The organism is Paraclostridium sp. MRS3W1 (assembly GCF_032465715.1).
Lineage (GTDB): Bacteria > Bacillota > Clostridia > Peptostreptococcales > Peptostreptococcaceae > Paraclostridium > Paraclostridium dentum.
Map to the genome: position 1 here is coordinate 1 of NZ_JAWDJM010000102.1, position 25092 is coordinate 25092.

Here is a 25092-nt window from a genome sequence, read left to right on the forward strand (position 1 = left end):
CTACATTTTCCAATATCTCAGTACTTGGAGTTCCCGGGTATGCAGATGCATACTTTACCCCTGCTTCATAAACTCCACGAGCTATTGCTTCATTTCCAGTCATTAATAGTTTCATTTTTATCCCCCTATTTTTATAATCTTTAAGTTTTTCTACTTTAAATTTAATCAACTAAGTCAATTGCTTCTTTTAAAATCCTAGGTGCAATCTTACACTTTTCTTTATTTACAGCACATACAGCAAATCTTACTCCCATTTTTAACGGGATAGTATATAAATTACTTTCTATTGCTTTTTCACATACTTTCATAGGATTTTTACAAGGTATACTTACAAAGAATCCATCTCTATATGGAAGTATATTTAGCCCTATATCTCTAGCTTCATCTACAAATACTTTAGCTCTTTCTTTTAAAACTGATTTATATGAATTTTTTTCATCTTCATATCTTTTTAGCTTTTCTTCATCATTTATAATTGTTGTTAATAACTCCATAGCCCCTCTATTGCAATTTGACCAATTTGCTCTTGCAGAATGTGAGCATGAATAATAAAATTCATCAGCTATATCTTTATTGCTAGATACACATAAGCAAGCCCCACTTCTCATTCCATATGCTGTATATCCTTTTGACATACTAAACCCTATAATTACCAATATGTTTTCAGGTAGGTTTTCAAACTTTTTGAAAAATCTTCTAGTATCATTAGATCCTTTACCTGAAAAATCTATATATGCTACATCTACAAATAAAGTTATTTTTTTATTTGTATCTTTTACAGTTTGCTTACATAAATTTAATATTTTGTCCCACTCTTCATCAGAAACTGTATATCCAGTTGGATTATGAGCTGGTGTATTAAATATAGAAAAAATTCTATCTTGTTTTTGTGATAAATTTATAAATTGATCTTTAAATGATTCAAAATTAAAATTGCCTTCTTTATTAAATAATTCATAGTTTGTAATATTTCTATTTATCTCTTCACAAATAATTTTATATGGTCCCCAATACCAATCTGGTACAAGTATAGTTTCTTGTTTTTCTGTATAATTAAAAACTGCTAACTTTATAGATCCAGACCCTCCTGGAGATGCAACTACTCTTATATTGCTGCTTGGCATAAATTCCTTAAAACAAGCTTTTTTTACTGCTTCTATATAGTCGCTTTGCCCTGCAATTTGAGCGTATGCCGCTATTTGTTTGTTGTCTAAGTTTTTATATTCATCATAAACTGACTTTAAAGTTATAAGGTTTCCCTCATCATCCATAAGTGCACCTATAGTAGCATTTATAACATTTTCTTTTCCATTTTCTTTTTCACATATTTGTGCCCTTTTAGATAAATTGAATATCATATCTTCTTCTTTTGGCCAAATAGCATGTTTAGCCGCCATTGACGTAATCATTAAATCCCTCCTAAATACTTGTATATTAATACATATTACAATTAGTTAGATTTAATGATTATTTATGAAAAAAAAATAAGACATCCTTATAGATGCCTTATTTTTTATAATTAATTAGACTTTAACTTCTCTAATTCTTCTATTAATTTGTCGTTAAGAACTTTTATATGAGTTCCTTTCATTCCTAGCGATCTAGATTCTATAACCCCTGCACTTTCAAACTTTCTTAATGCATTTACTATTACAGATCTTGTTATTCCAACTCTATCTGCAATTTTACTTGCAACAAGTAGTCCTTCTCTTCCGCTTAATTCTTCGAATATATGCTCTACAGCTTCTAATTCAGAATATGATAATGTTCCTATAGCCATTTGAACTACAGCTTTCTTTCTCATTTCTTCTTCTAGCTCTTCACCTATAGATCTTAATATTTCAAGACCTATAACTGTTGCACTATATTCTGCTATTACTAAGTCGTCATCTGTAAACATTTGGTCGTATCTCGCAAGTATTAATGTACCTAATCTTTGTCCACTACATAATATTGGAACTATTGTTAAATATTTTTCTTTTCTATCTTCTTCGTATGGAAGAAGTTCTATCATTTCTGTCCCAGTTAAGTTTTCTTTTGTTTCGTTTATTTTTAATATATTTTTTGAATATGCTTCTGGGAACATCTTTTTATGTGTTTTTTCATCTTCTATAACTGAGCTGTCTTTTTCAACATTAAGGTAAACACCTAATATTTTACCTTTAGTACTTACAACATAAGCATTCGAACTTAAAACTTCACCTAATGCTTCAGCTAATAAATTAAATGACACATTACTTCCACCACTAGTTTGTAATGTTTTATTAATTTTTCTTGTTTTTTCTAGCATTTCACTTGCCATCTATTATCATCTCCTCATGAAGTTTGGCCACTTTTATACCCTTAATACATTTATATTATTTTAACGTTCTTACTTTAGCACTGTCATATTATCATAATTTCAAACCTTTTTCAATACTATAAATTGGTTTTAGACACATTATTTTACATTATTCATTGCTTTTATCATTATTTTCTAAATTTTTCTCTTTTTTACACTCTTTATTAGAACAAATTACCTTAGTTTCTGATTTTGTTACCTTCTCTACTAAGTATGAATTACATTCACTACATAATTCTCCGGTAGGTTTGTTCCATGATATAAAATCACATTCTGGATAATTCGAGCATCCATAAAAGGCCTTACCTTTTTTTGATTTTCTAAGAATTATATCTCCTTTTCCACATTTAGGACATTTTACCCCTACCTTATTTACTAGTGGTTTAGTTGTCTTACATTCTGGATAATTCTTACAAGCTATAAACTTACCAAATCTTCCATATTTTATAACCATGTTAGATCCACAATTTTCACAAATTTCATCAGTTTCTTCATCCATGTTTACTTTTTCAATATTTTCAATAGCTACTTCTATAGCCTCTTTTAGTGGTGCATACACATCTGCTACAACTTCTTTCCAGTATGTATCTCCCTCTGCAACATCATCTAGCATATTTTCCATCTGTGCTGTAAAATCTACATCAACAAATTTTTGGAAGTTTTCTTCTAATATATTAGTAACTATTTTCCCTAACTCAGTTGGGCATAAACTAGATGCATTTTTTTCAACATATTCTCTATTTAATATAGTAGCTATTGTTGGTGCATAAGTAGATGGTCTTCCTATACCTAGTTCTTCTAAAGTTTTTACTAAACTAGCTTCTGTATATCTAGCTGGCGGTTGCGTAAAATGTTGAGAAGGTCTAACTTCTTCTGATGATAATAAATCTTTTTCGTAAACAGTTGGAAGAATTTTATCTTCTCTATCTGTAAAGTTATATACTTTAGTATAACCATCAAATTTTAATGTTGATCCTGTGGCCTTAAATATTAAATTATCTACTTTACAAGTTAAATTTAAAGTATCAAATACTGAGTCTTCCATCTGACTTGCAACAAATCTTCTCCATATTAAATCATATAACTTATATTGATCTCTACTTAGAGATGCTTTTATGTTGCTTGGTGTTCTATCTACAGATGTTGGTCTTATGGCCTCATGAGCATCCTGAACTTTTTTAGACTCAGTTTTAGCTTTTTTATTTTCTTCAAATTTATAATATTTATCACTATATTCTTCTAATATAAATTCTTTAGCTTTTTCTTTAGCTTCTTCTGATATTCTCTTTGAATCAGTTCTTATATATGAAATTAAACCTAGAGTTCCTTCTCCGTCTATATCTACACCTTCATATAATTCTTGTGCTACCATCATAGTTTTCTTAGTTGTAAAACCAAGTTTATTTGCAGCTTCTTGTTGTAACATACTTGTTGTAAATGGCTTAGGAGCTGATTTTTTTCTTGATTTTGACTCTATACTATGTACAGTTAAATCTTTACCTTTTATTTTTTCTAGTATTTCATTTACTTGACCTTCGTTTTCAAGTTCTACCTTTTTATCATTTTCTCCATAATATTTTAAGGTAACTTCCTTACCTTCTTTTGTTTTAGCATCTAATTCTATTGTCCAATATTCTTTTGGATCAAAAGCTTCTATTTCTTTCTCTCTATCACATATTAATTTTGTTGTAACAGATTGAACTCTACCTGCACTAAGCCCTTTTCTAACTTTTTGCCAAAGTATAGGACTTATTTGGTATCCTAATAATCTATCTAAAACACGTCTTGCCTGCTGCGCATCTACTAAATCTAGTTTAATATTTCTAGGACTTTTTATAGCTTTTTTTATAGCATCTTTAGTTATTTCATTGAATTCAATTCTACAATTTTCAGTCTCATCCAATGATAATATATGTGCTAGATGCCAAGATATAGCCTCTCCTTCTCTATCGGGGTCGGTTGCTAGAAAAACTTGTTTTGCTTTTTTAGCTTCTTTTTTTAATTCCTTTATTACATCCCCTTTACCTCTTATGTTTATATACTGAGGCTCGAAATTGTTCTCTATATCTACTCCTAATTTACTCTTAGGTAAATCTCTTATATGCCCTACAGATGCCTTTACTGTATAATGACTTTTTCCTAAAAATTTTTCTATGGTTTTAGCTTTTGCAGGCGACTCAACGATGACTAAGCTTTTTGCCATATATCCACACCCCCACAATTTTTATTTTACACTATATATCTTGTTTCGCATTTCTATTATCTTACCTTCTATTTCAAGCATATTTAAAATGCAATTTATATCTTGTATATTCATATTAGTATAATCACAAATTCTATCTATATGCAAGCTTCCTTTTGTTTTAATAATATCAAAAATGCTTTGCTGTACATATGTTAATCCATTGCTATTGCTATTATTAGCTATTTTGTTAAATTTTTTTAAATTATATTCATTTATTATATCTTCTATATCATCAACAAGCTTTGCACCATCTTTTATTATCATATGGCAACCTTTACTCATGTCTGAGTTAATATTACCTGGAATTGCAAAAACGTTTTTACCCTGTTCAAGTGCAAAGTCAACAGTTATTAATGCTCCACTTTTCTTTGTTGCCTCTACTACTATAACCCCATCACTTAACCCACTTATGATTCTGTTTCTAGCTGGATAATTTGATGGAGCCACTGGATGTCCTACATTGTATTCTGATACTAAAAGACCTCCATCTTCTAATATTTTATTAGATAGATTAAAATTTTTCTTAGGAAGTGGATTCTCTACACTTGATCCTAACACAGCTACAGTCTTTGATGATCCTTTAATACATCCTTTGTGAGAATGTTCATCTATGCCCATAGCCATGCCACTTACTATGTTTATATTATAGTTAGATAATTCTTCACTTAAACTTTGAGCACACCAAACTCCATAAGATGTAGGTTTTCTAGATCCTACCATAGCTAAAGATAACTTATTTAATTGATTTATATCTCCTTTGTAAAAGAGTACACTAGGAGCATTGTAAATATGTCTTAATTTAGAAGGGTATGTACTCTCATTCTTTCCTATATAGCTTACCTCATGCTTATATAACTCCTCTTTTAGCGAATCTAGATAAGCGCGACTTTTATATTTTACTATATTATGTTTAATATTTAAATTTAAATTTTCAATTTTTAATATCTCTTTATCAGGTAGGTCTATAAGCTCCTCTATATCATCTACACTGTCTTCAATTTTTTCTATAGTTTTATTTCCTATACCTCCTATAGACAATAACCATAAGTATATATCTTTCTTATTCATAACTCACCTCTAAATTAAAACATATTTATTCATACATAAAGTAATTATAATAAGCTTTTCTAAATGAAAATGCCTCTAGTACATGATTTTGTTCAATTAATTTTTTATTATCTAAATCAGCTATAGTCCTAGCAGTTTTTATTAACTTTGTGTAACTCCTATTTCCTAGCCTGTATTTATTAAAAATTAACTTCAACACTTCATTAGCTTCATCATTTAGCCTACAATATAAATTTAATTTAGAAGATTTAATCTCATTATTAAAATCTATAACATCATTTTTAAATCTATCTTTTTGAATTTTCCTTGCATTTTCTACTCTTAGTTTTATGTCTATTGAACTCTCTTCTTTTTTATTACTATTGAATTCCTCATAAGGTATAGAATTTACTTCTATAAACATATCAAATCTGTCTAATAGAGGCCCTGAAATTTTACCTAAATACCTATTTATATCGCTTGTACTGCATTTACATTCTGTATTTGACATATAGTATCCGCATGGGCATGGATTCATTGCTCCTATAAACATGCTATTACATGGATATTTTAAATTCATCTTTACTCTTGATATATTTATATATTTATCTTCTATTGGTTGCCTTAGCGTTTCTAATATTTTCCTATCAAATTCAGCTATCTCATCTAAGAAAAGTATCCCTCTATGTGCTAGTACAACCTCTCCAGGTTTTGCATCAACGCCACCTCCTATCAATGCCTGTTTAGTTGCAGTATGATGAGGAGATCTAAATGGTCTATTTAAAACAATTCCTTCATTTGATTTTAAAAGTCCTGCTGCACTATATATCTTACTTACTTCCAATGTTTCTTCTTCATTAATACTTGGAAGTATTGTTATCATTCTTTTTGCAATCATAGTTTTTCCTGATCCAGGAGGTCCTATCATTAAAAAATTATGATTACCTGCAGCTGCTATTTCTGCTCCTCTTTTTACAAAATAGTTTCCTTTTATATCTGAAAAATCTTCATCATAATTTTCTTTACTTTGAATAAATTTTATTTTTTCTTTCTTTATATCTATTTCTTTATTTATAAATCCTATGCACTCTTTCAATGTTTCAACAGGTATTATTTCTATTTCTTTTACAAATAAAGCTTCTCTTTCATTTTCTTTAGGTAAAAACACTCTTTTTATACCCTTATTCTTAGCATTTATAACTAAAGATAAAATGCCTTTTACTTTTCTCAATTTTCCATCTAATGATAGTTCTCCTATAAATAAGCTTTCATTTAAATATTCATCACTTTCATTTATAAAGTTTCTTAGTATTCCTATGGATATAGGTAAGTCGAAGTAAGCTCCTTCTTTTTTCATATCTGCAGGAGATAAGTTTACCACTATCCTTGAATTAGGAAATTTATATCCACTATTTAATATTGCAGACTTTACCCGCTCTCTAGATTCTTTTATAGATGCTCCTGCTAATCCAACAATATTGAAACTTGGTATTCCATTAGTTATATCAACTTCTACCTCTACTATTATTCCTTCAATACCTACCAAGGTACTTGAGTTTATAATACTTAACATTTCATTACCTCTTTTTTATTACTATTAAAAAGCATTTTCAATATGGTTTATTTCGTTATTTTTCAAATAAACTTCAATAACATCAAACCTTATTGGAACTTTTTCTAATTTATTTTTAACTATATAATATTTAGCAACATTTTTTATCTTCATTTTCTTTTTGTAATTTACAGCTTCTGATGGATATCCAAAGTTTATATTACTTCTTGCTTTTACTTCTACAAATACCAATTCTTCATTTAATTTTACTATTATATCAATTTCTCCAAATTTTAATTTGTAGTTGTTTTCTAATATGTAAGCTCCTTTAGACTTCAAATAATTTGTTGCTAATTTTTCACCTAAACTACCTTTTTGTATATTATTCATAAAAATTACCTTTTATTTTGATTTTTTTATAAAGTATAGTCAATACTGTTGTTTAGTATACAATTTTTTAAATGTAACTTTTTAAGCCTTGATAATTAGTTTTCATAAGATTATGATTTAATATATATTAATTTTGGGCATTTGGAGGAAGTATGAAGAGAACATCAAAGAAAAGGAAACTAAAAAATAAGAAAAGTGAAATTATTATAATTTCTGCAATTTCATTGTGCTTATTTTTTATAATGTCATTTTTAGCAGTAAATATATTTAAAGGAAAGGTTTTTGAAATTAATGCAACAAAAATAGCAAATGATCATAGTAGTATGAAAAATGTAACTATAAGTGCAATAGGGGATATAATGGCTCATGATGATCAATTAAAAGCTCAGTTTGATAAAGATACTAATACATATTCATTCGATAATAACTTTAGATATGTAAAACCATATATAGCTAATTCAGATTTAGCTATAGGAAATTTAGAGACAACTTTAGCTGGCCCTAAGGCAAAGTACAGTTCATTTCCAAAATTCAATTCTCCTGATGAATTGGCTGATGCAATAAAAAATAGTGGGGTGGATATAGTATCCACAATAAATAATCATACATATGATAGGGGTTCTGATGGAGTTTATAGAACAATAGATGTTTTAAATTCTAAAGACATAGAACATGTCGGTACTCAAAAAAATGATGAAGACGAAAACTTTTTAATAAAAGATATTGATGGAGTAAAGTTAGGTATAACTGCTTACTCATATGGACAAGTGTATGGAAGTACTACAGCACTTAATGGATTGAATATAGATTATAATGACCTTAACAATTTAAATATTTTCAACTCAAGTTATGTAGATATAGCCTTTAATGAGATTAAAGATACTTTAGACGTTATGAACAATAAAGAAACTGATCTTCAAGCTGTTATACTCCACTGGGGGGATGAATACACAAGACAACCTAATAAATTTCAAAAAGAGTTAGCTAAAAAATTATGTGATTATGGAGTTGATATAATCATAGGTTCTCATCCTCATATGGTACAACCTATTGAAATGATAAAATCTGATGAAAATGATAATGAGACGTTGGTTATATATTCATTAGGAAACTTCTTAAGCAATCAAAGAAATGAAATTTTAAATAAAAAATATACTGAAGATGGTGTTATCGTCAACATAGGTGTAAATAAAAACTTAAATACTGGAGAAACTAAAATTTCAAATGTTGAATACATACCTACATGGGTTAATAAATATAACAATAAAAATGGTAAACTTACATATGAAATAATACCTTTAATAAATGAGAAACAACTTTCTAAAATAGATAATTTACCACTTGATAAGGCAAAAAAATCATACGATAACACTACATCTATAATAGGCTCTTCCGACATTATAAATGTAACAAAATAAAAAAAGCTATTTCAAAATAAAACAATGTAGTAAAAGTTAAAATATAAGGTTTAGCGACTTTTAAAGCATCTTTTTCTCTTTAAATGTATTAAAGGTTAAAATGTAAGGTTTAGCAACTTTTAAAGCATCTTTCCAGCTTTAGGAGCAAAACTTACATTTTAACCTTTTTTATTTTATGCTTTTTTAAATATTACTTTCTCATCTATATCTTTTATAGTTTGACATCCTGTTAAAATCATAGTAGATTCAATTTCATTTATAACCTTTTTAACATACATGTCTACACCTTCACTAAGTCCTCCAAATGAAGCTGTTACAAATGGTCGTCCTATTAAAACTCCATCTGCTCCAAGTCCTAACATTTTAACCACATCAACCCCAGTTCTAACTCCTCCATCTGCAAGTATAGTAACCTTACCTTTAACAGCCGAAGCTATATCTTCAAGTACATCGCACACTCCTGGAGTATGGTCTAAAACTCTACCTCCATGGTTAGATACAACTATAGCATCTACACCAGCTTCTACAGCCATTAAAGCATCTTCCTTAGTCATTATACCTTTTAATATAAACGGTAGGTTTGTAGATGCTTTTAAATCCTTTATAGCATCAATTGACTTTGGTTCTACAGTTTTACCATGCATAGATAAAGTAACTAGTCCACATGCATCTATATCTACTCCTACTGCAAAGGCTCCAGCTTCTTCCGCTAATTTAATCTTTCTTTTTATATCTGAATTCTCCCAAGGCTTTATAAATACTATTCCATTTCCATCAAACTCTTTTATTACTCTTAAATTTTCTATTAAAAATTCATCTACTGCAGTATCTCCTACCATAGGATAAATTTCATTTTTTAAACATCCATCTACAACACTAGTTATATATTCTCTTTCACTTAACTTACCACCCATATTAAGTGTTGTGCCTGTTATAGGCGCAGCAAATATAGGAGCTTTCATTTTTTTCCCAAACATCTCTACCTTTGTGTCTGGATTTTTCACATTATGAATAACCCTCATATTTAATTTTACTTTATCTAAGCTTTCATAGTTTTCTATAAATGCACTTCCAGTACCTTTCCCTCCCATTCCAGGAACTTCACTTGCACAAACTACTCCATTACAAACTTTGCAAACTCTACAGCTTCCATTTAGATTTTCTCTTGCTTGTTTTAACATTTCTTTATAGTCCATAAAAAACATCTCCCTTAGCATAGTTTATAATTAAATTATATCACTATAATATATTTTTTAAAAAACTTCTTCTATGTATAGTTGTTATTCCATGCTCTCTAATAGCTTTGTAATGTTGGTCCGTTCCATATCCTTTATGAGAAGCAAACCCGTACTCAGGATACATTTTATCATATTCATACATTATACTATCCCTTGTAACCTTTGCTAGTATACTAGCTGCAGCTATAGATATAGATTTAGAGTCTCCTTTAATAATAGACTTCTGATCTATACTCACATCTGGAACATGTGCAGCATCAACTAATAAATAATCTGGTGCTTTCTTTAAACAGTTTATAGCTTTTTTCATCGCCATATATGTTGCATTTAATATGTTATATTCATCTATCTCTTCTCTTTGAACTATACCTATTCCATAATCAAGAGCTTGATCTCTTATTATATCAAATAATTCATCTCTTTTAGCTTCACTCAATTTTTTAGAGTCATTTATACCCTCTATCTTAGTTCCTGGTTTAAAAACTACAACAGCTGCAACAACAGGACCTGCTAGTGGACCTCTACCTGCTTCGTCTATTCCTCCAATATATGTATATCCGTTTTCATATCCTTCATTTTCAAATGTGTTTATAAGTTCTAGTCTTTCATTTTCCGCTCTTATTTTATCTAGTTTTTTAGCTAATTTTATAGCTATATTTTTAACTGATTTTCTCTCATCATCCTTTAAAATGTCTATATACTTTAAATATTCATCTGTGCTTATCGAGTCAATAATTGCATTTATTTCCTTAACACTTTTATCTTTCATCTTTTATCTCCTTATTTTTTATCTTTACTTTATATTTTATCAAAAAATTAAAGTGCTTAATATAAATTTAAGCACTTTAATTTTAAATTTTATTAATTACACCCGCTGTATCCACACTTTAAGCAAATACTACATCCTCCTGTATTTGCCATTTGTTCATTTCCACACTCTGGGCATATGAATTTTTCATTTTTATCATCTTCAGTTACACATATTTCTTCTTTTAAATCATTTTCTTTTTTTTCATATTTAGGTTTTTCATTTATAAGTACTCCACTTCGTTTACATCCATCTCTAAATATAGTTACTCCTTTTAAACTGTGTTTCCAAGCCTTAATATAAATCTCATACACATCTTCAACTGTTGTTTCATAAGGAAGATTTATAGTAGATGAAATTGATGCATCAATATATTGCTGCCATGCTTGTTGCATTTTTATTCTGTCTTCATAATCTAAATTCATAGCTGTTACAAATATATCAGGTAAATCTTTTTCATCAGTTATATTTTTTAAATCCATATATTCTTTTACTATAGGAGTATATACTTTGTAATATACATCTTCATCATGTAAACTTTCAGTTTTTCTTATATAAGAAATGTTAAATATAGGTTCAATTCCACCACTTATTCCTAACATAGTAGATATAGATCCAGTAGGTGGTATAGTTAGAAGTTGAGAGTTTCTAAGTCCATATAATTTAACTAATTTTTTTATATCATCATCTATATTATCATTGAAAAATTTAGATTTTAAAATAGCTTCTTTTTTATATTCTTTAAATGGACCATATTCTTTTGCTAGTAATGATGACTGTTTAACTGCTTCATTTAGCATTGTTCTAGCTATGGATTTACATAGATCTATTGATTCATCAGACCCATATCTCATATTCATTTTTATAAGCATATCCCCTATACCCATAACACCTAATCCGATTTGTCTATATTTATCAACACTTATCTTTTGTTCTTGTAATGGATGTAAATCCAGCCCTTCATCTAAAACTTGATTTAGAGCTATTACAGACTCTCTAACACATGCTTTAAATTTATTACTATCAAACGTAGCACTTGTCCCAAATGGTTGTATTACAAACTCAGCTAAATTTATAGACCCTAGTAAACAACTTCCCCCACTTGGTAATGGCTCTTCTGCACAAGGATTTACTCCTGAATAGGCAAATTCTTTATCTTCACTCATAAGATGGTGTTTCTTTATATTATCCCAAAATAATATTCCTGGTTCTGCATAGTCCCAATTATTTTTACATAATTTCATGAATAACTTTTTAGCATCTACTTCCTTTATAACATGTTCATTATTTCCTTCTACTATAAATTCACATCTATAAGTTTCATTATTTTCAACAGCTTTCATAAACTCATCATTTATTCTCACTGATATGTTAGCTTTTGTTATTTTAGTTAAATCCGTTTTTATATCTATAAAATCCTCTATATCTGGGTGACTTACTTCCATTGAAATCATAAGCGCTCCACGTCTGCCTCTTTGACCTATTAATCCTGTAGTCATACTATATAATTCCATAAATGAAACTGCCCCAGTTGTGTTTTTAGCAGAATTATTAACCTTGGCTCCTCTAGGTCTTAATTTAGATATATCAATTCCGACTCCACCACCATAACTAAATGTTCTTGCAAGTTTTTTTGCTGTATCAAATATATCTTCTAAATTATCTTTTGGTGGTTCTAAAACGTAGCAATTTGAGTATGTAACTTTTAATCCATCTTTATATAATCCTCTATTAGCTAAAATTCTACCTGCAAATAGAAACTTTTTCTGTCTTATTAACTTTCCTATTCTAGTATTTTTAGCAGATATTCTGTTTATCCATTCATCAAAGTTTTCTTTATTATATCTATATTTATTTTTCCATATAGATTTTTGTAATTCATCCATATCCCAAGGTTTTTTTCTTATATTAGCTCTTTTCTCTCTATATAAAATATAGTGTTTTGCTACATCTTTTCTATTAGATTCCATAAGTAATACTTCTACTAAATCTTGAATTTCTTCAACATTTAAAGACTTATCACTGTTTTCAAAAATTTCCTCAACTTTATTTGCTATTTCATTTCCTAGATTTTTATCTATTCCTTTTTCACTATTTATTGTTGATTTATAAACTGCATCTGCAATTTTTAATTTACTAAATTTTTCTATACTTCCATCTCTTTTTATGATTTTCTTCATACTATACCTCCAACGTATACATAAAAGTTTCTTTATATAAATACACTTTTTGTCTACTGTATTAAACATTATTTATATATTTTTAATTTTAAATTAATATCTTATACTTAATTTTTAGCATAAAAAAGTCGTTGATAATTTTATCAACGACTTTATGTTTTCTTATATTAACTTTTATTATTCGTATTCTACACTCATGCAGTTACTTGTCTTAACAAAGTTTCCTAATATTCCACCTACTATTGCAGGTACTATCCAGTTAAATCCTATCTTAGCAAATGGTAATACTTCTAAGAATGGTATGTGTACTGGTAATCCATAAGTTTTAGCTAATGAATTAACTACACCTAATATACTTATTATTAAAGTTACATACGCTGCACCTTTTATAGCATTATCATTTTTAATTTGATCTTTAAATAATGTTGTTATTACTAGTAGTATAGTTACTGGGTAAACCATATCAAGTATTGGTGCTGAGAATTTAATTATCATGTCAACTCCAAAGTTAGATACTATAGCACTGAATACACATACAACAACAACTACTACTTCATATTTTAATTTATTGTTAGTAATTTTAGTGAAATACTGTCCTGTAGCTGATGTTAATCCTATAGCTGTTGTTAAACAAGCTAGAGCTACTATTATTCCTAGTATAGCTTTACCTGGATATCCAAGTAATTGTTCTGTTATTCCAACTATTAATGAAGCTTGAGATATTGAGCTTATATCTTGTCCTGCAAAGTTTTGAGATATAGTTGCTCCTAAGAATGTAAGTCCTCCATAAACAAAACATAAAGCCACTCCTGCTACTATACCAGCTTTTATTGTTAAACTTACTTTTTCTGAGTTACTTTCATATCCTTTATTGTGTAAAGATGCAATTATTATAGTTGAGAGTGCAACTGCTCCTAACGCATCCATTGTTTGATATCCTTGTGATACTCCATTTGAAAATACGTTGTCTACTAAAGTGTCTGGGCTTATTTGTCCTAATGGTGTTATTATACCTTTTATTATTAAAAGAGCTAACGCAACAAGTAATGCTGGTGTTAACACTTTTCCTATTATATCTACAACCTTAGATGGTCTTATTGTAAGTAATAACACTATTGCAAAGAATATTATAGAGAATATTACTGGAGATACAGTATTTCCTATTATAGGTTGTACACCCATTTCAAATGTTGTAGCTGCTGTTCTAGGTATTGCTAATAAAGGTCCTAGACAAATCATTATAGCTATTCCTACAACTTTTGATAAAGATTTACCTGCTCTTCCTAAAATCTTATTGACATCTCCTCCGCATTTTGCTGCTGCTGCTATAGCTAGTAATGCTAGTCCTACGTCAGCTAATATAAATCCTGAGAATCCTGTCATCCAACTTTCACCAGATATAAGTCCTAAAAATGGTGGGAAGATAAGATTTCCTGCTCCAAAGAACATAGCAAAAAGTGCAAATCCCACTATAATTATATCTTTGTTCGTATTTTTCATATTAAAGCCCCCTAAAAAATTTCTTTTTATTTAGATTAAATATTCTGAAAATATTATATGATAGTTTTTTCTAACTGTCAATAATATTGTCAATATACAAAATATTATGAATATTCTGTATAAATCTATATATTTCTAGAGTTAAGTTATTCCAAATATTTCAGCCTTTAAGTTAAATTTTTATCATAAAAAATTTTTTTTATGGCTTACCTATAAATGAAAAAAAATAGAGTTTAGACTTTATAAAAATAGCCCCTTTACAGTGAAAACACTGACTTTGAAGGATTCTATTTTTTTATCTAATCTCTATTTATTAAAATAGCTTTAACAATCAATCATGTCTTTAGGTACTTCTAAAGTTATTCTTCCTATCTTACCATCTCTGAATTCATTTAGAACTGTTGTTGCAATTCTTGTATAATCCAACTCATTTTTTCTCAAAATAAGACCTCTTTTAATTCCTATTTTATCCATAGTTTCTATAGGAGTTTCTCCAAGCTCTTCCAGTTTATATCTTTCTTTTAATTTTTCTGGTTCTATTTCCATTAATTTTTCTATTAATTTAAGACCTAAAGTGTCCACGTCTAAAACTTCATCTTTTATAGCTCTACAAAATGCTAATTTTAAAGCTACTTCTTCATCTTCAAATTTAGGCCATAATATACCTGGAGTATCTAATAACTCTAAGTTACCTTTTAACTTAACCCATTGTTTACCTTTAGTTACTCCTGGCTTATCTCCTGTTTGAGTACTTTTTCTTCCTGTAAGCTTATTTATAAGAGAAGATTTACCTACGTTTGGAATTCCAACGATCATTATTCTTATAGGTCTCTCTATTCTACCCTTTTTAACTAAAGCTTCCATTTTTTCTCTAGTTTCATTTTTACATTCTTCTATTATTTTATTTACGCCTTTTCCCTTTAAAGTATCTACTGGGATAGCTTTTATTCCTCTTTTTTTGTAATAATCAACCCATTGGTTTAATTTATTTTGATCTGATATATCACTTTTGTTTAAAACTACAACTCTTGGTTTATCTCCAACAAATCTATCTATATCAGGATTTCTACTACTAAGTGGTATTCTTGCATCTAAAAGTTCTACAACAACATCGACTAATTTTAAGTTGTTTCTTACTAAGTCTTTAGTTTTTTTCATATGCCCTGGATACCAGTTTATATGTAAACTATCATCTCTTAAGTATTCATCTGTCATTCTTTGTATTTTCATATATTTTCTCCTTTTTCTAATATTAAAAACACAAATTATTTTATCTAAACTTATAATTTATATTTATATTTATAAAAATTTATTTTAATCTAATTAATAGTAAAAAAGGAGACTGAAATCTCAGTCCCCTGTATAGTAAAGTTTATTATCTAGCTTCTTTTATCTTAGCAGCTTTACCTACTCTACCTCTTAAGTAGTTAAGTTTAGCTCTTCTTACTTTACCTTTTCTAGTTACTTCTATCTTCTCTAATTTTGGAGAATGAACAGGGAATGTTCTTTCTACTCCAACGTTGAAAGATATTTTTCTTACAGTGAAAGTTTCTCTAGCTCCTCCACCTTGTCTCTTTAATACAACACCTTCGAATACTTGTATTCTTTCTCTTTTTCCTTCAACTATTCTAACGTGTACTTTTACAGTGTCCCCAGGTCCAAAGTTAGGAACTTCATTTTTTAATTGCTCTTGCTCTAATGATCTTAATATTTCGTTCATTTTAATCCTCCTGGTATCATAGACGCTCTTAATTACTTGACCATTTGTAAGCAGAGGAACGCCCGTTTTATTTTTTCAACAGATTTTATTATACTATATGTCCTATTTATTTACAAGCTTTTTTGTATAAATCAGGACGTCTTTCTTTAGTTATTTCAATAGATTTCTCATGTCTCCACTCATCTATTTTCTTATGATTTCCAGATAGTAAAACTTCTGGAACTTCCATTCCCATAAATTCTCTAGGTCTAGTATAATGAGGGTACTCTAATAAATCATCTTTAAATGATTCCTCTTCAAAGGATTCATTTTGACTTAATACACCTGGTATAAGCCTTGAAATTGAGTCTATAAGAATTAGTGCAGGAAGTTCTCCTCCTGTTAATACATAATCCCCTATAGATATTTCATCGGTAACTATAGAATCAATAATTCTTTGATCTATTCCTTCATAGTGACCACATAAAAGTATTACATCTTCAAATGTTGACATTTCACTAGCTATATTTTGATTGTGAACTTTACCCTTAGGAGTTAAATATACAACTCTAGGATCTTTTATATCAAACTTATCTATAATATGTTTATATGTATCATATATTGGTTGTGGAGTCATTACCATGCCTGCTCCACCTCCAAAAGGATAATCATCTACCTTTTTATGCTTATTAGTAGAAAAGTCTCTTATATTGTATATGTTTACTTCAATAATACCTTTTTCTACAGCCCTTTTCATTATACTCTCATTCATATAAGAATTGAATATTTCTGGGAATAGTGTCATTATATGAAATCTCATAATATCACCTTAAAATTAATCTAACATTCCCTTTATAGGGTCTATTATCATTTTTCTTTCTTCTATATCTATTTCAGGTACAAATTTCATAACAGCTGGTATAAGATATTCTTTATTATCTTCACCTTTAATTACATAAACATCATTAGCTGTATATTGTAAAACATCATCTAATACACCTACATGTTTATTATCTACTGTATAAACGTCTATACCAATCATATCAGCAATAAAGAACTCGTCTTCATCTAATTCTTTTGACTCTTCTCTAGATACATAGATATTTTTGTTAACTATCTTTTCAGCCATTTCTACTGTATCTATTCCTTTTATTTTCATTATAACTAAGTTACCTTTATACCTAACATTTTGTACTTTATATTCTGTATTAAGGTCTTTTCCTATATAAAAAGTATCCAAGTCGTCATATCTATATATATCATCCGTTGTGGAGTAAATTCTTACTTCACCTTTTAAACCTTGTGTTTTTACTATTTGTCCTATTTTAAAATGAGTTAATTTATTTTCCATAATCTCACCTTCTTTAAAAATTATGCTTTATCTTTGCGCAATATATACACAGTATATACAAAAAGGACTAGGTTAATACCTAATCCTTTATATTATTTCAAGAGTAACCTTTTTGTGGTCTCTATTTGAAGCAGATTTTATAACAGTTCTTATAGCTTTAGCTATTCTACCCTGCTTACCGATAACCTTACCCATGTCATCAGGGGCTACTTTTAATTTTAAGATAGTTTCTCCATTATTAAAAGTTTCCTCTACTTCAACTGCCTCTGGATTATCGACAAGAGCCTTTGCTATATCTAGTACTAGCTCTTTCATATCAATTCACTCCTAAAAGAAAATTACTTAGCTTGCTTAGAAGCTTCGAACTTTTCCATTACTCCGTTGTTAACTAATAAAGTTTTAACTGTATCAGTTGGTTGTGCTCCACATCCTAACCATTTAACAGCTTTCTCATCGTTTATTTTAACTTGCTTTGGTTGAGATATTGGATTGTAGAATCCTATTTCTTCTATGAACTTTCCATCTCTTGGAGCTCTAGAATCTGCTACTACTATTCTGTAGAAAGGTTTTTTATTTGATCCCATTCTTTTTAATCTTATTTTAACTGCCATATCGACACCTCCGAAAAATTTTTATCTTTTTGTTTTCTATTATTTAAAGAAAGGTAAACCGGCAAAGCCTCCCCTTTTCTTCATGCTTTTTTGAGTTCCTGTAAACATCTTCATCATTTTTTTCATCTCATCAAATTGCTTTATAAGTCTGTTTACATCTTGAACACTAGTACCACTACCTCTTGCTATTCTTTTCTTTCTTGAAGCATTTAAGATACTAGGATTTCTTCTTTCTTCTACTGTCATAGACTGTACGATTGCCTTAGTCCTAACAATTTCTTTATTATTCATATCGATGTCCCCAAGTTGATCTTTGACTTGACCCATACCAGGAATCATTTCAATTACCTTGTTTAAAGGACCCATCTTTTGAATTTGTTCCATTTGTTCTAAGAAATCTTCAAAATCAAGATCTTGCTTTTTAATTTTGCTTTCTAATTCCTTAGCTTTTTCTAAATCTATATTTTCTTGAGCCTTTTCTATTAAGCTTAGGATATCTCCCATACCTAATATTCTAGATGCCATTCTATCTGGATGGAAAGGCTCTAAGTCATCTAGCTTTTCTCCCATACCTATAAACTTTATAGGCTTTTGTGTTACAGCCCTTATTGAAAGTGCTGCCCCACCTCTAGTATCACCATCAAGCTTAGTTAAAACTACTCCATCAACCCCAAGAGCATCATTGAAGCTTTGTGCAACATTTACTGCATCTTGTCCTGTCATAGAGTCTACAACCAATAGTATTTCATGTGGCTTAACTTCAGATTTTATATTTTGTAACTCTTCCATTAAAGTCTCATCTATATGAAGTCTACCCGCTGTATCTATTATAACTAAATCGTGGTTATTTTTTACTGCATGATTATATCCAGCTTTTGCTATATTTACTGGGCTTTCTTTATCTCCCATGCTAAACACTGGTATATCTAATTTTTCACCTACAACTTGTAATTGCTTTATCGCTGCAGGTCTATATATATCACAAGCCACTAGTAAGGGCTTCTTACCTTGCTTTTTAAAGTATCCTCCAAGCTTACCAGATGTAGTTGTCTTACCTGCACCTTGTAAACCTACCATCATTATAACTGTTGGTGGCTTTGGCGATATCATTATTTTACTTTGAACATCACCCATTAAACTTGTCAGTTCTTCATTAACTATTTTTATAACGTGTTGTGCTGGTGTCAAGCTTTCCATAACATCTTGTCCAACAGCTCTTTCTTGAACTTTCTTAACAAAGTCTTTAACTACTTTAAAGTTAACATCAGCTTCTAATAAAGCTAGCTTAACTTCTCTCATAGCATCTTTAACATCTTTTTCAGTAAGCTTACCTTTAGACTTTAATTTACCTAAAGCGCCCTGTAGTTTATCTGCTAATCCTTCAAATATCATTTTAACATCTCCCTACATAAATCTTCTATATTTTCTACCTTAGGGATTAAATTAGCACAATCTCTATTTTGCAATAAATCTTGTTTAATGTCAACAACTTTATTATATATGTCTTGTGTAATTTTTTCACGTTCTTTTGACTTTTTAACTAAGCCTAATTTTGCTTCATAATCCTTCAAAATTTTTTCAGAACGCTTTAATGTATCATATATTCCTTGTCTTGAAACACTTAGATTTTCACTGATTTCTCCAAGAGAATAATCTTCATTGTAATAAAGTGATACAATTTCTCTTTGCTTATCAGTTAGAAGCATTTTGTATTGTTCAAATAACAACCCAATTTCTACTAATTTTTCTAGATTCATTATTACACTTCCCACTTGCTTTACTGTAAAGGTTAATTCCTTTACACATTGTATTTTATATCATACTAATAAAGTTGTCAACAATTATTTTAAAAAGCTAATTAGTTCCCAAATAACGCATCTATAAATGCTTTTGAATCAAAATCTTGTAAGTCTTCTACTTTCTCTCCAACACCTATAAGTTTCACAGGAACATCAACTTCAGATTTAACAGCTAAAACAACTCCACCTTTTGCTGTACCATCTAATTTAGTTAAAACTATTCCAGTTATATCAGCTACTTCTTTAAATGTTTTAGCCTGAGATACCGCATTTTGACCTGTTGTAGCATCTACAACTAGTAAAACTTCTTTTTGCGCTTCTGGATATTCTCTATCAACTATTTTGAATACTTTACCTAGTTCATTCATTAAGTTAGTTTTATTATGAAGCCTTCCTGCTGTATCACAAATTAATACATCTGCTTTTCTAGCTTTAGCAGCTTTAACGGCATCAAATATTACAGCTCCTGGATCAGCGCCTTCTTGGTGCTTTATTATATCCACATTACTTCTGTTCGCCCATACTTCTAGTTGTTCTATAGCTGCTGCTCTAAATGTATCACCTGCTGCAAGGAGTACTTTTTTACCTTCTTTAGTGTATCTATTAGCTAGCTTACCTATTGTAGTAGTTTTACCTACCCCATTTACTCCTACCATTAATATTATACTTGGACCAGGCTCTATGTTTAATTTAGAATCTTCTTCGCCTAACATATCGCATATTACAGCTTTTAACTCACCTCTTACAGCTAAAGGATCTGTAATACCTTTAGTTTTTATAGCATCTCTTAGTCCATCTATCATTTCCATAGTAGTGTTTACGCCAACATCTGCTGTTATTAGTATTTCTTCAAGTTCTTCAAGAAGATCTTCATCTATTGTAGTATATGAATTTAAAACAGCATCAATTTTATCTGTTATTCCTTGTTTAGCTTTAGTAAGTCCTTGTTTAAGTCTTGCAAATAAACCTTCTTTTGTAATTTCTTCTTCTACTTCTTCTACTTCTTCTACTTCTTCTACTTCTTCTACTTCTTCTACTTCTTCTACTTCTTCTACTTCTTCTAGCGAAGTTTGTTCAATCTGCTCTTCATTGTCAATCTCTATTATTTCTTCTTTATTTTCTGATTCTTCATCTAAATGATGTTTTTCTTCTAATTTAAACTCTGCACCTTCAACTACAGTTTCTTCCTTGTTTTCTTCTTTAGACTCTACTAGTTCTTCTTTTTGCTCTTCTTCATCAGTAGCTGATTCTTCACTAACTTCGTCGATTTGAATATCTTCTTCAACTACAGTTTCTTCTTCTTTTTTCTTTCCAAATTTGAATAACTTCTTAAACATTTTGCCTCCTTATATTATATCTTCAGTTAATTTTTTAGCTTCTTTTAGATCTAGGCTTATCACCTTAGAGATTGCTTTTTCTTGCATTGTAACTCCATATATATAGTCTGCAACCTCCATAGTACCTCTTCTATGAGTTATAGATATAAATTGAGTATCTTTAGATAGTTCTTTTAAAAACTCTCCAAATCTATATATGTTTGCATCATCTAGTGGGGCTTCTATTTCATCTAGTATACAAAACGGAGTTGGCTTAGCTAGTATTATTGAAAATAATATACTTATTGCAGTAAGTGCTTTTTCTCCTCCTGATAAAAGATTTAAATTTTTCATTTTCTTCCCAGGTGGCTGAGCTACTATTTCTATGTCACTTTCTAGAATATTATCTTTATCTACTATTCTAAGTTCTCCATTTCCTCCACCAAATAATTTTTTATAAACAACTTTAAAGTTTTCATTTATTAAAATAAAGTTTTCATTAAACTCTCTTTTCATATTTTCTTCTAGTTCTTTAATAAGTTTATATATAACTTCTATAGATTCTTCTAAATCTTTCTTTTGTTCACTATAAAAATCATATCTTTCTTTTATTTCTTCATATTCTTTTATAGAGTCTATATTTACATTTCCAAGACTTTTTATTTGTCTTTTTAGGTTTTCTAGCTCTTTTTTATCAATAACTACAGATTCATCTTTTAATGACTTTGCTTCCTCTAAACTTAATTCGTATTCTTCTATAAGTTTAGCTATATAATTTTCTTTAGATGATCTTAGTCTTTCTATTTTATTTTCTATCTTAAATAAACTTTCTTTAACTTCTATATACTGTCTATCTATATTTTTAGATTCAGTATTTATAGCGTCTCTATTTTTCTTAATAGAATCTTTTTGTTCTTTTTTTAGACTTAATTTTTTATTTTCATCTATAATTTGATTCTCCAAGTTTTCTTTTTCTGAAGTTTCAATTTTAATCTGATCTTGAATTTTAACAGTATTAGATTTACTTTCTTCAAGTTGTTCTTTTGTAGTTTTAAGGACATCATTTTGTGATTTTATTTCTTTTTGAATTCTATCTATATCCTTTATTGTAGCTTGGTGAATTTGATTTAATTTAGCATATTCTATATTTAAATCGTCAAATCTGCTTTTATCTACTTCATAAACATCATTTATTTCTTTTAATTTTGAATTTAATGTGTCTATTTCATTTTTATTTAACAGATGCTTTTGTTCTATTTCATTTATATTTTCTTTTAATGCCTTAGTTTTTGTTAGTGTATATTCTAAATTTTCACCTAAACTTAACTTCTCATTTTCAAATTTATTTAAGTTATTATTTAAATTTGAAACTTCGTCATTTGCGCTTTTTATATTTGCATTAATAACAACTACACTTTTATCACTTTCACGTAATTCATTATTTATTTTTTCGATTTTTGTAAGGTTCGAATCTATAGAACCTCTTAAACTAGTTTTCTCTTGTTCTAATGAATTTAGTTTTTCTTTTTCTTTTTCTATATTCTCTTTAAACTCTTCTATCAATCTTTTTCTTGAAAGTATATTTCCATTAGTTCTTACTGTTCCTCCAGTTAAAGATCCTCCTGGATTTAGAATTTCTCCATCTAAAGTTACCACCTTATATCTATGGTTAGTTTCTCTAGCAAACTTTATAGCTTCATCCATGCTTCCTATAACTATCGTTCTTCCTAAAACATTTTCAATTATATTTTTATACTTTTCATCAAACTTAACTAATTCACTGGCTATACCTATGTATTTAGTACTGCTTTTTATTGCATTTTTATCTGTTTTATTAGATTTAATTATATTTAAAGGTAAAAATGTAACTCTTCCTAAATTATTTTTCTTTAAGTAATTTATAGCGTTTTTAGCGCTATTTTCATCTTTAGTTATTATATTTTGCATATAACTTCCAAGCGATGCTTCTAGTGCTTTTTCATATTTTTGACTAGATGATATAACCTGACCTAATGCTCCATATATACCTTCTAAATTTTTATTCTTTAACACTTCTTTTACACCTTTATTAAATCCTTCATAGTGCTTTTCCATATCAGTGTATATGTTTAATTTAGAGTTATACTCATTTATTTTAAGTTTAGAGCCTTGTATATCACTACTTACTTTGTCATATTCTATTTTCAGAGAATTTACCTTTTTATTAATATCTTCAAATTCTTGTTTTAAGCTTTCTATTAAACTTAATTTTTCTTGTTTTTTAGAATTAAATTTCGATATTTCATCTTTTTTATTACATATATTTTTTTGTATATGTTCTATATCTATATCTATGGTTTTAGTTCTATTTTCTATATTCTCAATATTTGCATTTAAAGTAGATAGTTTATTTGCACTATTTTGTTTAATATCTAGTAAGTTTATTATTTCATCTTTTAAAGTTTCAATAGTCTGACTTACTTTGTTTATGCTTTCTTTTTTATCTTTATTCTTTATTTCAACTTCGCCTATTTTATTTTCTATATCTTTTAAATTTTTAAAAGCATTATCTTTGCTTTCATTTAATTTTTTTAATTCTAAACTATCATCATTTATTTTTTTATTTATATAGCTAATTTCATTTGTATATCTTTGTATATCACTGTTACAATTTTTTATCTTTTCATTAAGAACGCTAAGTTCTGAATATTTTTTGTTTATTACACCTTTTATAGTGTTTATATATTCAATAGTCTTGTTTATTTTAACATCAATTTCTTCAAGTTCCTCATCACAATCAGTTATAGATTTTTCTAAAGTTTCTTTTTTAGATTTAACTGAAACCATTTGATCTTTCAGAACTTTATCATGATTTAATGTTTCTTTTGCTTGAACCTCTAATTCTTCAATTTCACTTATATAACTATTTACTTCAATTTTTTTTAACTCTTCTTTTATTTCTAAATATTTTATAGCTTTTTTCTGTTGAGTTTCTAAAGGTTTTAACTGATTCTCTATCTCAACATATATATCTTCTATTCTATTTAAGTTTTCTTTTGTATTCTTTAGGTTTCTTTCCGCTTCTTGTTTTTTATATCTATATTTTGATATTCCACAGGCTTCATCAAATACTTTTCTTCTATTCACAGGGTTATTGCTTAAAATTTCATCAACTTTACCTTGTTCTATTATAGAATATCCATCTTTACCTATTCCTGTGTCTAATAGTAATTCTTTTATATCCTTTAATCTACAAGACTTATTATTTAAGAAAAACTCACTTTCCCCACTTCTGTAAGCTCTTCTTTTTATAGTAATTTCACTATATTCTATGTCTAATTTTTTGTCACTATTGTCTATAGTTAATGCTACCTCACAATAGTTCATTGCTTTTTTTGTATCTGTTCCGGCAAATACTACATCTTCTAGCTTATCGCCTCTTAAACTTTTTATACTTTGCTCCCCTAATACCCATCTTACTGCATCTGATATATTACTTTTTCCACTTCCATTTGGGCCAACTATAGCTGTTATACCTTCGTTAAAAAGCACATCTGTTTTAGTTGGAAAGGATTTAAATCCTTTAAGTTCTAATCTTTTTAAATACAATACCTTTCT

General features: G+C 28.7%; 21 protein-coding genes. 1 reads left to right on the forward strand and 20 read right to left on the reverse strand.

Annotated elements, in window-relative coordinates:
- Positions 1-161: 161 nt before the first annotated feature.
- The 6 genes from RWY47_RS07865 to RWY47_RS07890 all read right to left on the reverse strand — a co-directional run bounded on the left by RWY47_RS07865 (position 162) and on the right by RWY47_RS07890 (position 7575).
- Positions 162-1409, reverse strand: coding sequence for an aminotransferase class I/II-fold pyridoxal phosphate-dependent enzyme (locus tag RWY47_RS07865; protein WP_150843260.1), 1248 nt, complete (start codon positions 1407-1409; stop codon positions 162-164).
- A 110-nt stretch (positions 1410-1519) separates the two neighbouring features.
- Positions 1520-2302 (reverse strand): GTP-sensing pleiotropic transcriptional regulator CodY, encoded by a 783-nt coding sequence (gene codY / locus RWY47_RS07870; protein ID WP_021429555.1) that lies wholly within the window; start codon positions 2300-2302, stop codon positions 1520-1522.
- Between the two features lie 148 nt (positions 2303-2450).
- Positions 2451-4544: a type I DNA topoisomerase gene (gene topA / locus RWY47_RS07875; protein WP_150843261.1), complete on the reverse strand. Its 2094-nt coding sequence runs from the start codon at positions 4542-4544 to the stop codon at positions 2451-2453.
- 21 nt (positions 4545-4565) lie between these two features.
- The gene (dprA, locus tag RWY47_RS07880) at positions 4566-5654 is read right to left on the reverse strand and encodes a DNA-processing protein DprA (protein WP_150843262.1); all 1089 of its coding nucleotides are present in this window, start codon (positions 5652-5654) and stop codon (positions 4566-4568) included.
- 25 nt (positions 5655-5679) lie between these two features.
- On the reverse strand, positions 5680-7206 hold the full coding sequence (locus RWY47_RS07885) for a YifB family Mg chelatase-like AAA ATPase (protein WP_142729830.1): 1527 nt from the start codon (positions 7204-7206) through the stop codon (positions 5680-5682).
- A 24-nt stretch (positions 7207-7230) separates the two neighbouring features.
- Positions 7231-7575: a YraN family protein gene (locus tag RWY47_RS07890; protein ID WP_021429588.1), complete on the reverse strand. Its 345-nt coding sequence runs from the start codon at positions 7573-7575 to the stop codon at positions 7231-7233.
- 152 nt (positions 7576-7727) lie between these two features.
- On the opposite strand from RWY47_RS07890, the gene RWY47_RS07895 reads away from it, so the two are divergent.
- The gene (locus tag RWY47_RS07895) at positions 7728-8993 is read left to right on the forward strand and encodes a CapA family protein (RefSeq protein ID WP_224170667.1); all 1266 of its coding nucleotides are present in this window, start codon (positions 7728-7730) and stop codon (positions 8991-8993) included.
- 173 nt (positions 8994-9166) lie between these two features.
- Here the strand turns inward: RWY47_RS07895 and RWY47_RS07900 are convergent, their stop codons facing one another.
- The 14 genes from RWY47_RS07900 to smc form a co-directional block, all read right to left on the reverse strand.
- The gene (locus tag RWY47_RS07900) at positions 9167-10189 is read right to left on the reverse strand and encodes an alpha-hydroxy-acid oxidizing protein (protein WP_021429744.1); all 1023 of its coding nucleotides are present in this window, start codon (positions 10187-10189) and stop codon (positions 9167-9169) included.
- A gap of 43 nt (positions 10190-10232) precedes the next feature.
- Complete coding sequence (locus RWY47_RS07905) at positions 10233-11000, reverse strand: ribonuclease HII (RefSeq protein ID WP_021429635.1); 768 nt, start codon at positions 10998-11000, stop codon at positions 10233-10235.
- Positions 11001-11092: 92 nt separating this feature from the next.
- Positions 11093-13219, reverse strand: a complete 2127-nt coding sequence (locus tag RWY47_RS07910) for an adenosylcobalamin-dependent ribonucleoside-diphosphate reductase (RefSeq protein WP_150843268.1) — start codon at positions 13217-13219, stop codon at positions 11093-11095.
- Positions 13220-13396: 177 nt separating this feature from the next.
- Positions 13397-14719, reverse strand: a complete 1323-nt coding sequence (brnQ, locus tag RWY47_RS07915; protein ID WP_150843269.1) for a branched-chain amino acid transport system II carrier protein — start codon at positions 14717-14719, stop codon at positions 13397-13399.
- Positions 14720-15043: 324 nt separating this feature from the next.
- Positions 15044-15949 (reverse strand): ribosome biogenesis GTPase YlqF, encoded by a 906-nt coding sequence (ylqF, locus tag RWY47_RS07920; protein ID WP_021429762.1) that lies wholly within the window; start codon positions 15947-15949, stop codon positions 15044-15046.
- Positions 15950-16094: 145 nt separating this feature from the next.
- The gene (gene rplS / locus RWY47_RS07925; RefSeq protein WP_021429647.1) at positions 16095-16439 is read right to left on the reverse strand and encodes a 50S ribosomal protein L19; all 345 of its coding nucleotides are present in this window, start codon (positions 16437-16439) and stop codon (positions 16095-16097) included.
- Positions 16440-16545: 106 nt separating this feature from the next.
- On the reverse strand, positions 16546-17238 hold the full coding sequence (trmD, locus tag RWY47_RS07930; RefSeq protein ID WP_021429662.1) for a tRNA (guanosine(37)-N1)-methyltransferase TrmD: 693 nt from the start codon (positions 17236-17238) through the stop codon (positions 16546-16548).
- 15 nt (positions 17239-17253) lie between these two features.
- Complete coding sequence (rimM, locus tag RWY47_RS07935; protein ID WP_150843270.1) at positions 17254-17769, reverse strand: ribosome maturation factor RimM; 516 nt, start codon at positions 17767-17769, stop codon at positions 17254-17256.
- Between the two features lie 87 nt (positions 17770-17856).
- Positions 17857-18084 carry a KH domain-containing protein gene (locus RWY47_RS07940; RefSeq protein WP_150843271.1) on the reverse strand — a complete coding sequence of 76 codons (228 nt, stop codon included), beginning with the start codon at positions 18082-18084 and terminating at the stop codon, positions 17857-17859.
- 23 nt (positions 18085-18107) lie between these two features.
- Complete coding sequence (gene rpsP / locus RWY47_RS07945) at positions 18108-18380, reverse strand: 30S ribosomal protein S16 (RefSeq protein ID WP_021429667.1); 273 nt, start codon at positions 18378-18380, stop codon at positions 18108-18110.
- Positions 18381-18419: 39 nt separating this feature from the next.
- Entirely contained in the window at positions 18420-19772 is a 1353-nt protein-coding gene (gene ffh / locus RWY47_RS07950; RefSeq protein ID WP_150843272.1) for a signal recognition particle protein, read from the reverse strand.
- Positions 19769-20137, reverse strand: coding sequence for a YlxM family DNA-binding protein (gene ylxM / locus RWY47_RS07955; protein ID WP_021429599.1), 369 nt, complete (start codon positions 20135-20137; stop codon positions 19769-19771). The genes ffh and ylxM overlap by 4 nt, the downstream gene beginning before the upstream one ends.
- 101 nt (positions 20138-20238) lie before the next feature.
- Positions 20239-21516 carry a signal recognition particle-docking protein FtsY gene (gene ftsY / locus RWY47_RS07960; protein ID WP_224170666.1) on the reverse strand — a complete coding sequence of 426 codons (1278 nt, stop codon included), beginning with the start codon at positions 21514-21516 and terminating at the stop codon, positions 20239-20241.
- Positions 21517-21525: 9 nt separating this feature from the next.
- Positions 21526-25083, reverse strand: a complete 3558-nt coding sequence (smc, locus tag RWY47_RS07965) for a chromosome segregation protein SMC (RefSeq protein WP_224170665.1) — start codon at positions 25081-25083, stop codon at positions 21526-21528.
- Positions 25084-25092 lie beyond the last annotated feature (9 nt).

Bases quoted from the DNA above. Each gene is read 5' to 3' on its own strand.
- RWY47_RS07900 (WP_021429744.1), bottom strand. From the start codon at position 10,189: ATGGACTATAAAGAAATGTTAAAACAAGCAAGAGAAAATCTAAATGGA.
- topA (WP_150843261.1), bottom strand. From the start codon at position 4,544: ATGGCAAAAAGCTTAGTCATCGTTGAGTCGCCTGCAAAAGCTAAAACC.
- RWY47_RS07890 (WP_021429588.1), bottom strand. From the start codon at position 7,575: ATGAATAATATACAAAAAGGTAGTTTAGGTGAAAAATTAGCAACAAAT.
- dprA (WP_150843262.1), bottom strand. From the start codon at position 5,654: ATGAATAAGAAAGATATATACTTATGGTTATTGTCTATAGGAGGTATA.
- RWY47_RS07910 (WP_150843268.1), bottom strand. From the start codon at position 13,219: ATGAAGAAAATCATAAAAAGAGATGGAAGTATAGAAAAATTTAGTAAA.
- rplS (WP_021429647.1), bottom strand. From the start codon at position 16,439: ATGAACGAAATATTAAGATCATTAGAGCAAGAGCAATTAAAAAATGAA.
- RWY47_RS07865 (WP_150843260.1), bottom strand. From the start codon at position 1,409: ATGATTACGTCAATGGCGGCTAAACATGCTATTTGGCCAAAAGAAGAA.
- ffh (WP_150843272.1), bottom strand. From the start codon at position 19,772: ATGATATTTGAAGGATTAGCAGATAAACTACAGGGCGCTTTAGGTAAA.
- rimM (WP_150843270.1), bottom strand. From the start codon at position 17,769: ATGGAAAATAAATTAACTCATTTTAAAATAGGACAAATAGTAAAAACA.
- RWY47_RS07895 (WP_224170667.1), top strand. From the start codon at position 7,728: ATGAAGAGAACATCAAAGAAAAGGAAACTAAAAAATAAGAAAAGTGAA.
- RWY47_RS07940 (WP_150843271.1), bottom strand. From the start codon at position 18,084: ATGAAAGAGCTAGTACTAGATATAGCAAAGGCTCTTGTCGATAATCCA.
- RWY47_RS07905 (WP_021429635.1), bottom strand. From the start codon at position 11,000: ATGAAAGATAAAAGTGTTAAGGAAATAAATGCAATTATTGACTCGATA.
- brnQ (WP_150843269.1), bottom strand. From the start codon at position 14,719: ATGAAAAATACGAACAAAGATATAATTATAGTGGGATTTGCACTTTTT.
- RWY47_RS07885 (WP_142729830.1), bottom strand. From the start codon at position 7,206: ATGTTAAGTATTATAAACTCAAGTACCTTGGTAGGTATTGAAGGAATA.
- ylxM (WP_021429599.1), bottom strand. From the start codon at position 20,137: ATGAATCTAGAAAAATTAGTAGAAATTGGGTTGTTATTTGAACAATAC.
- trmD (WP_021429662.1), bottom strand. From the start codon at position 17,238: ATGAGATTTCATATAATGACACTATTCCCAGAAATATTCAATTCTTAT.
- rpsP (WP_021429667.1), bottom strand. From the start codon at position 18,380: ATGGCAGTTAAAATAAGATTAAAAAGAATGGGATCAAATAAAAAACCT.
- ylqF (WP_021429762.1), bottom strand. From the start codon at position 15,949: ATGAAAATACAAAGAATGACAGATGAATACTTAAGAGATGATAGTTTA.
- codY (WP_021429555.1), bottom strand. From the start codon at position 2,302: ATGGCAAGTGAAATGCTAGAAAAAACAAGAAAAATTAATAAAACATTA.
- ftsY (WP_224170666.1), bottom strand. From the start codon at position 21,516: ATGTTTAAGAAGTTATTCAAATTTGGAAAGAAAAAAGAAGAAGAAACT.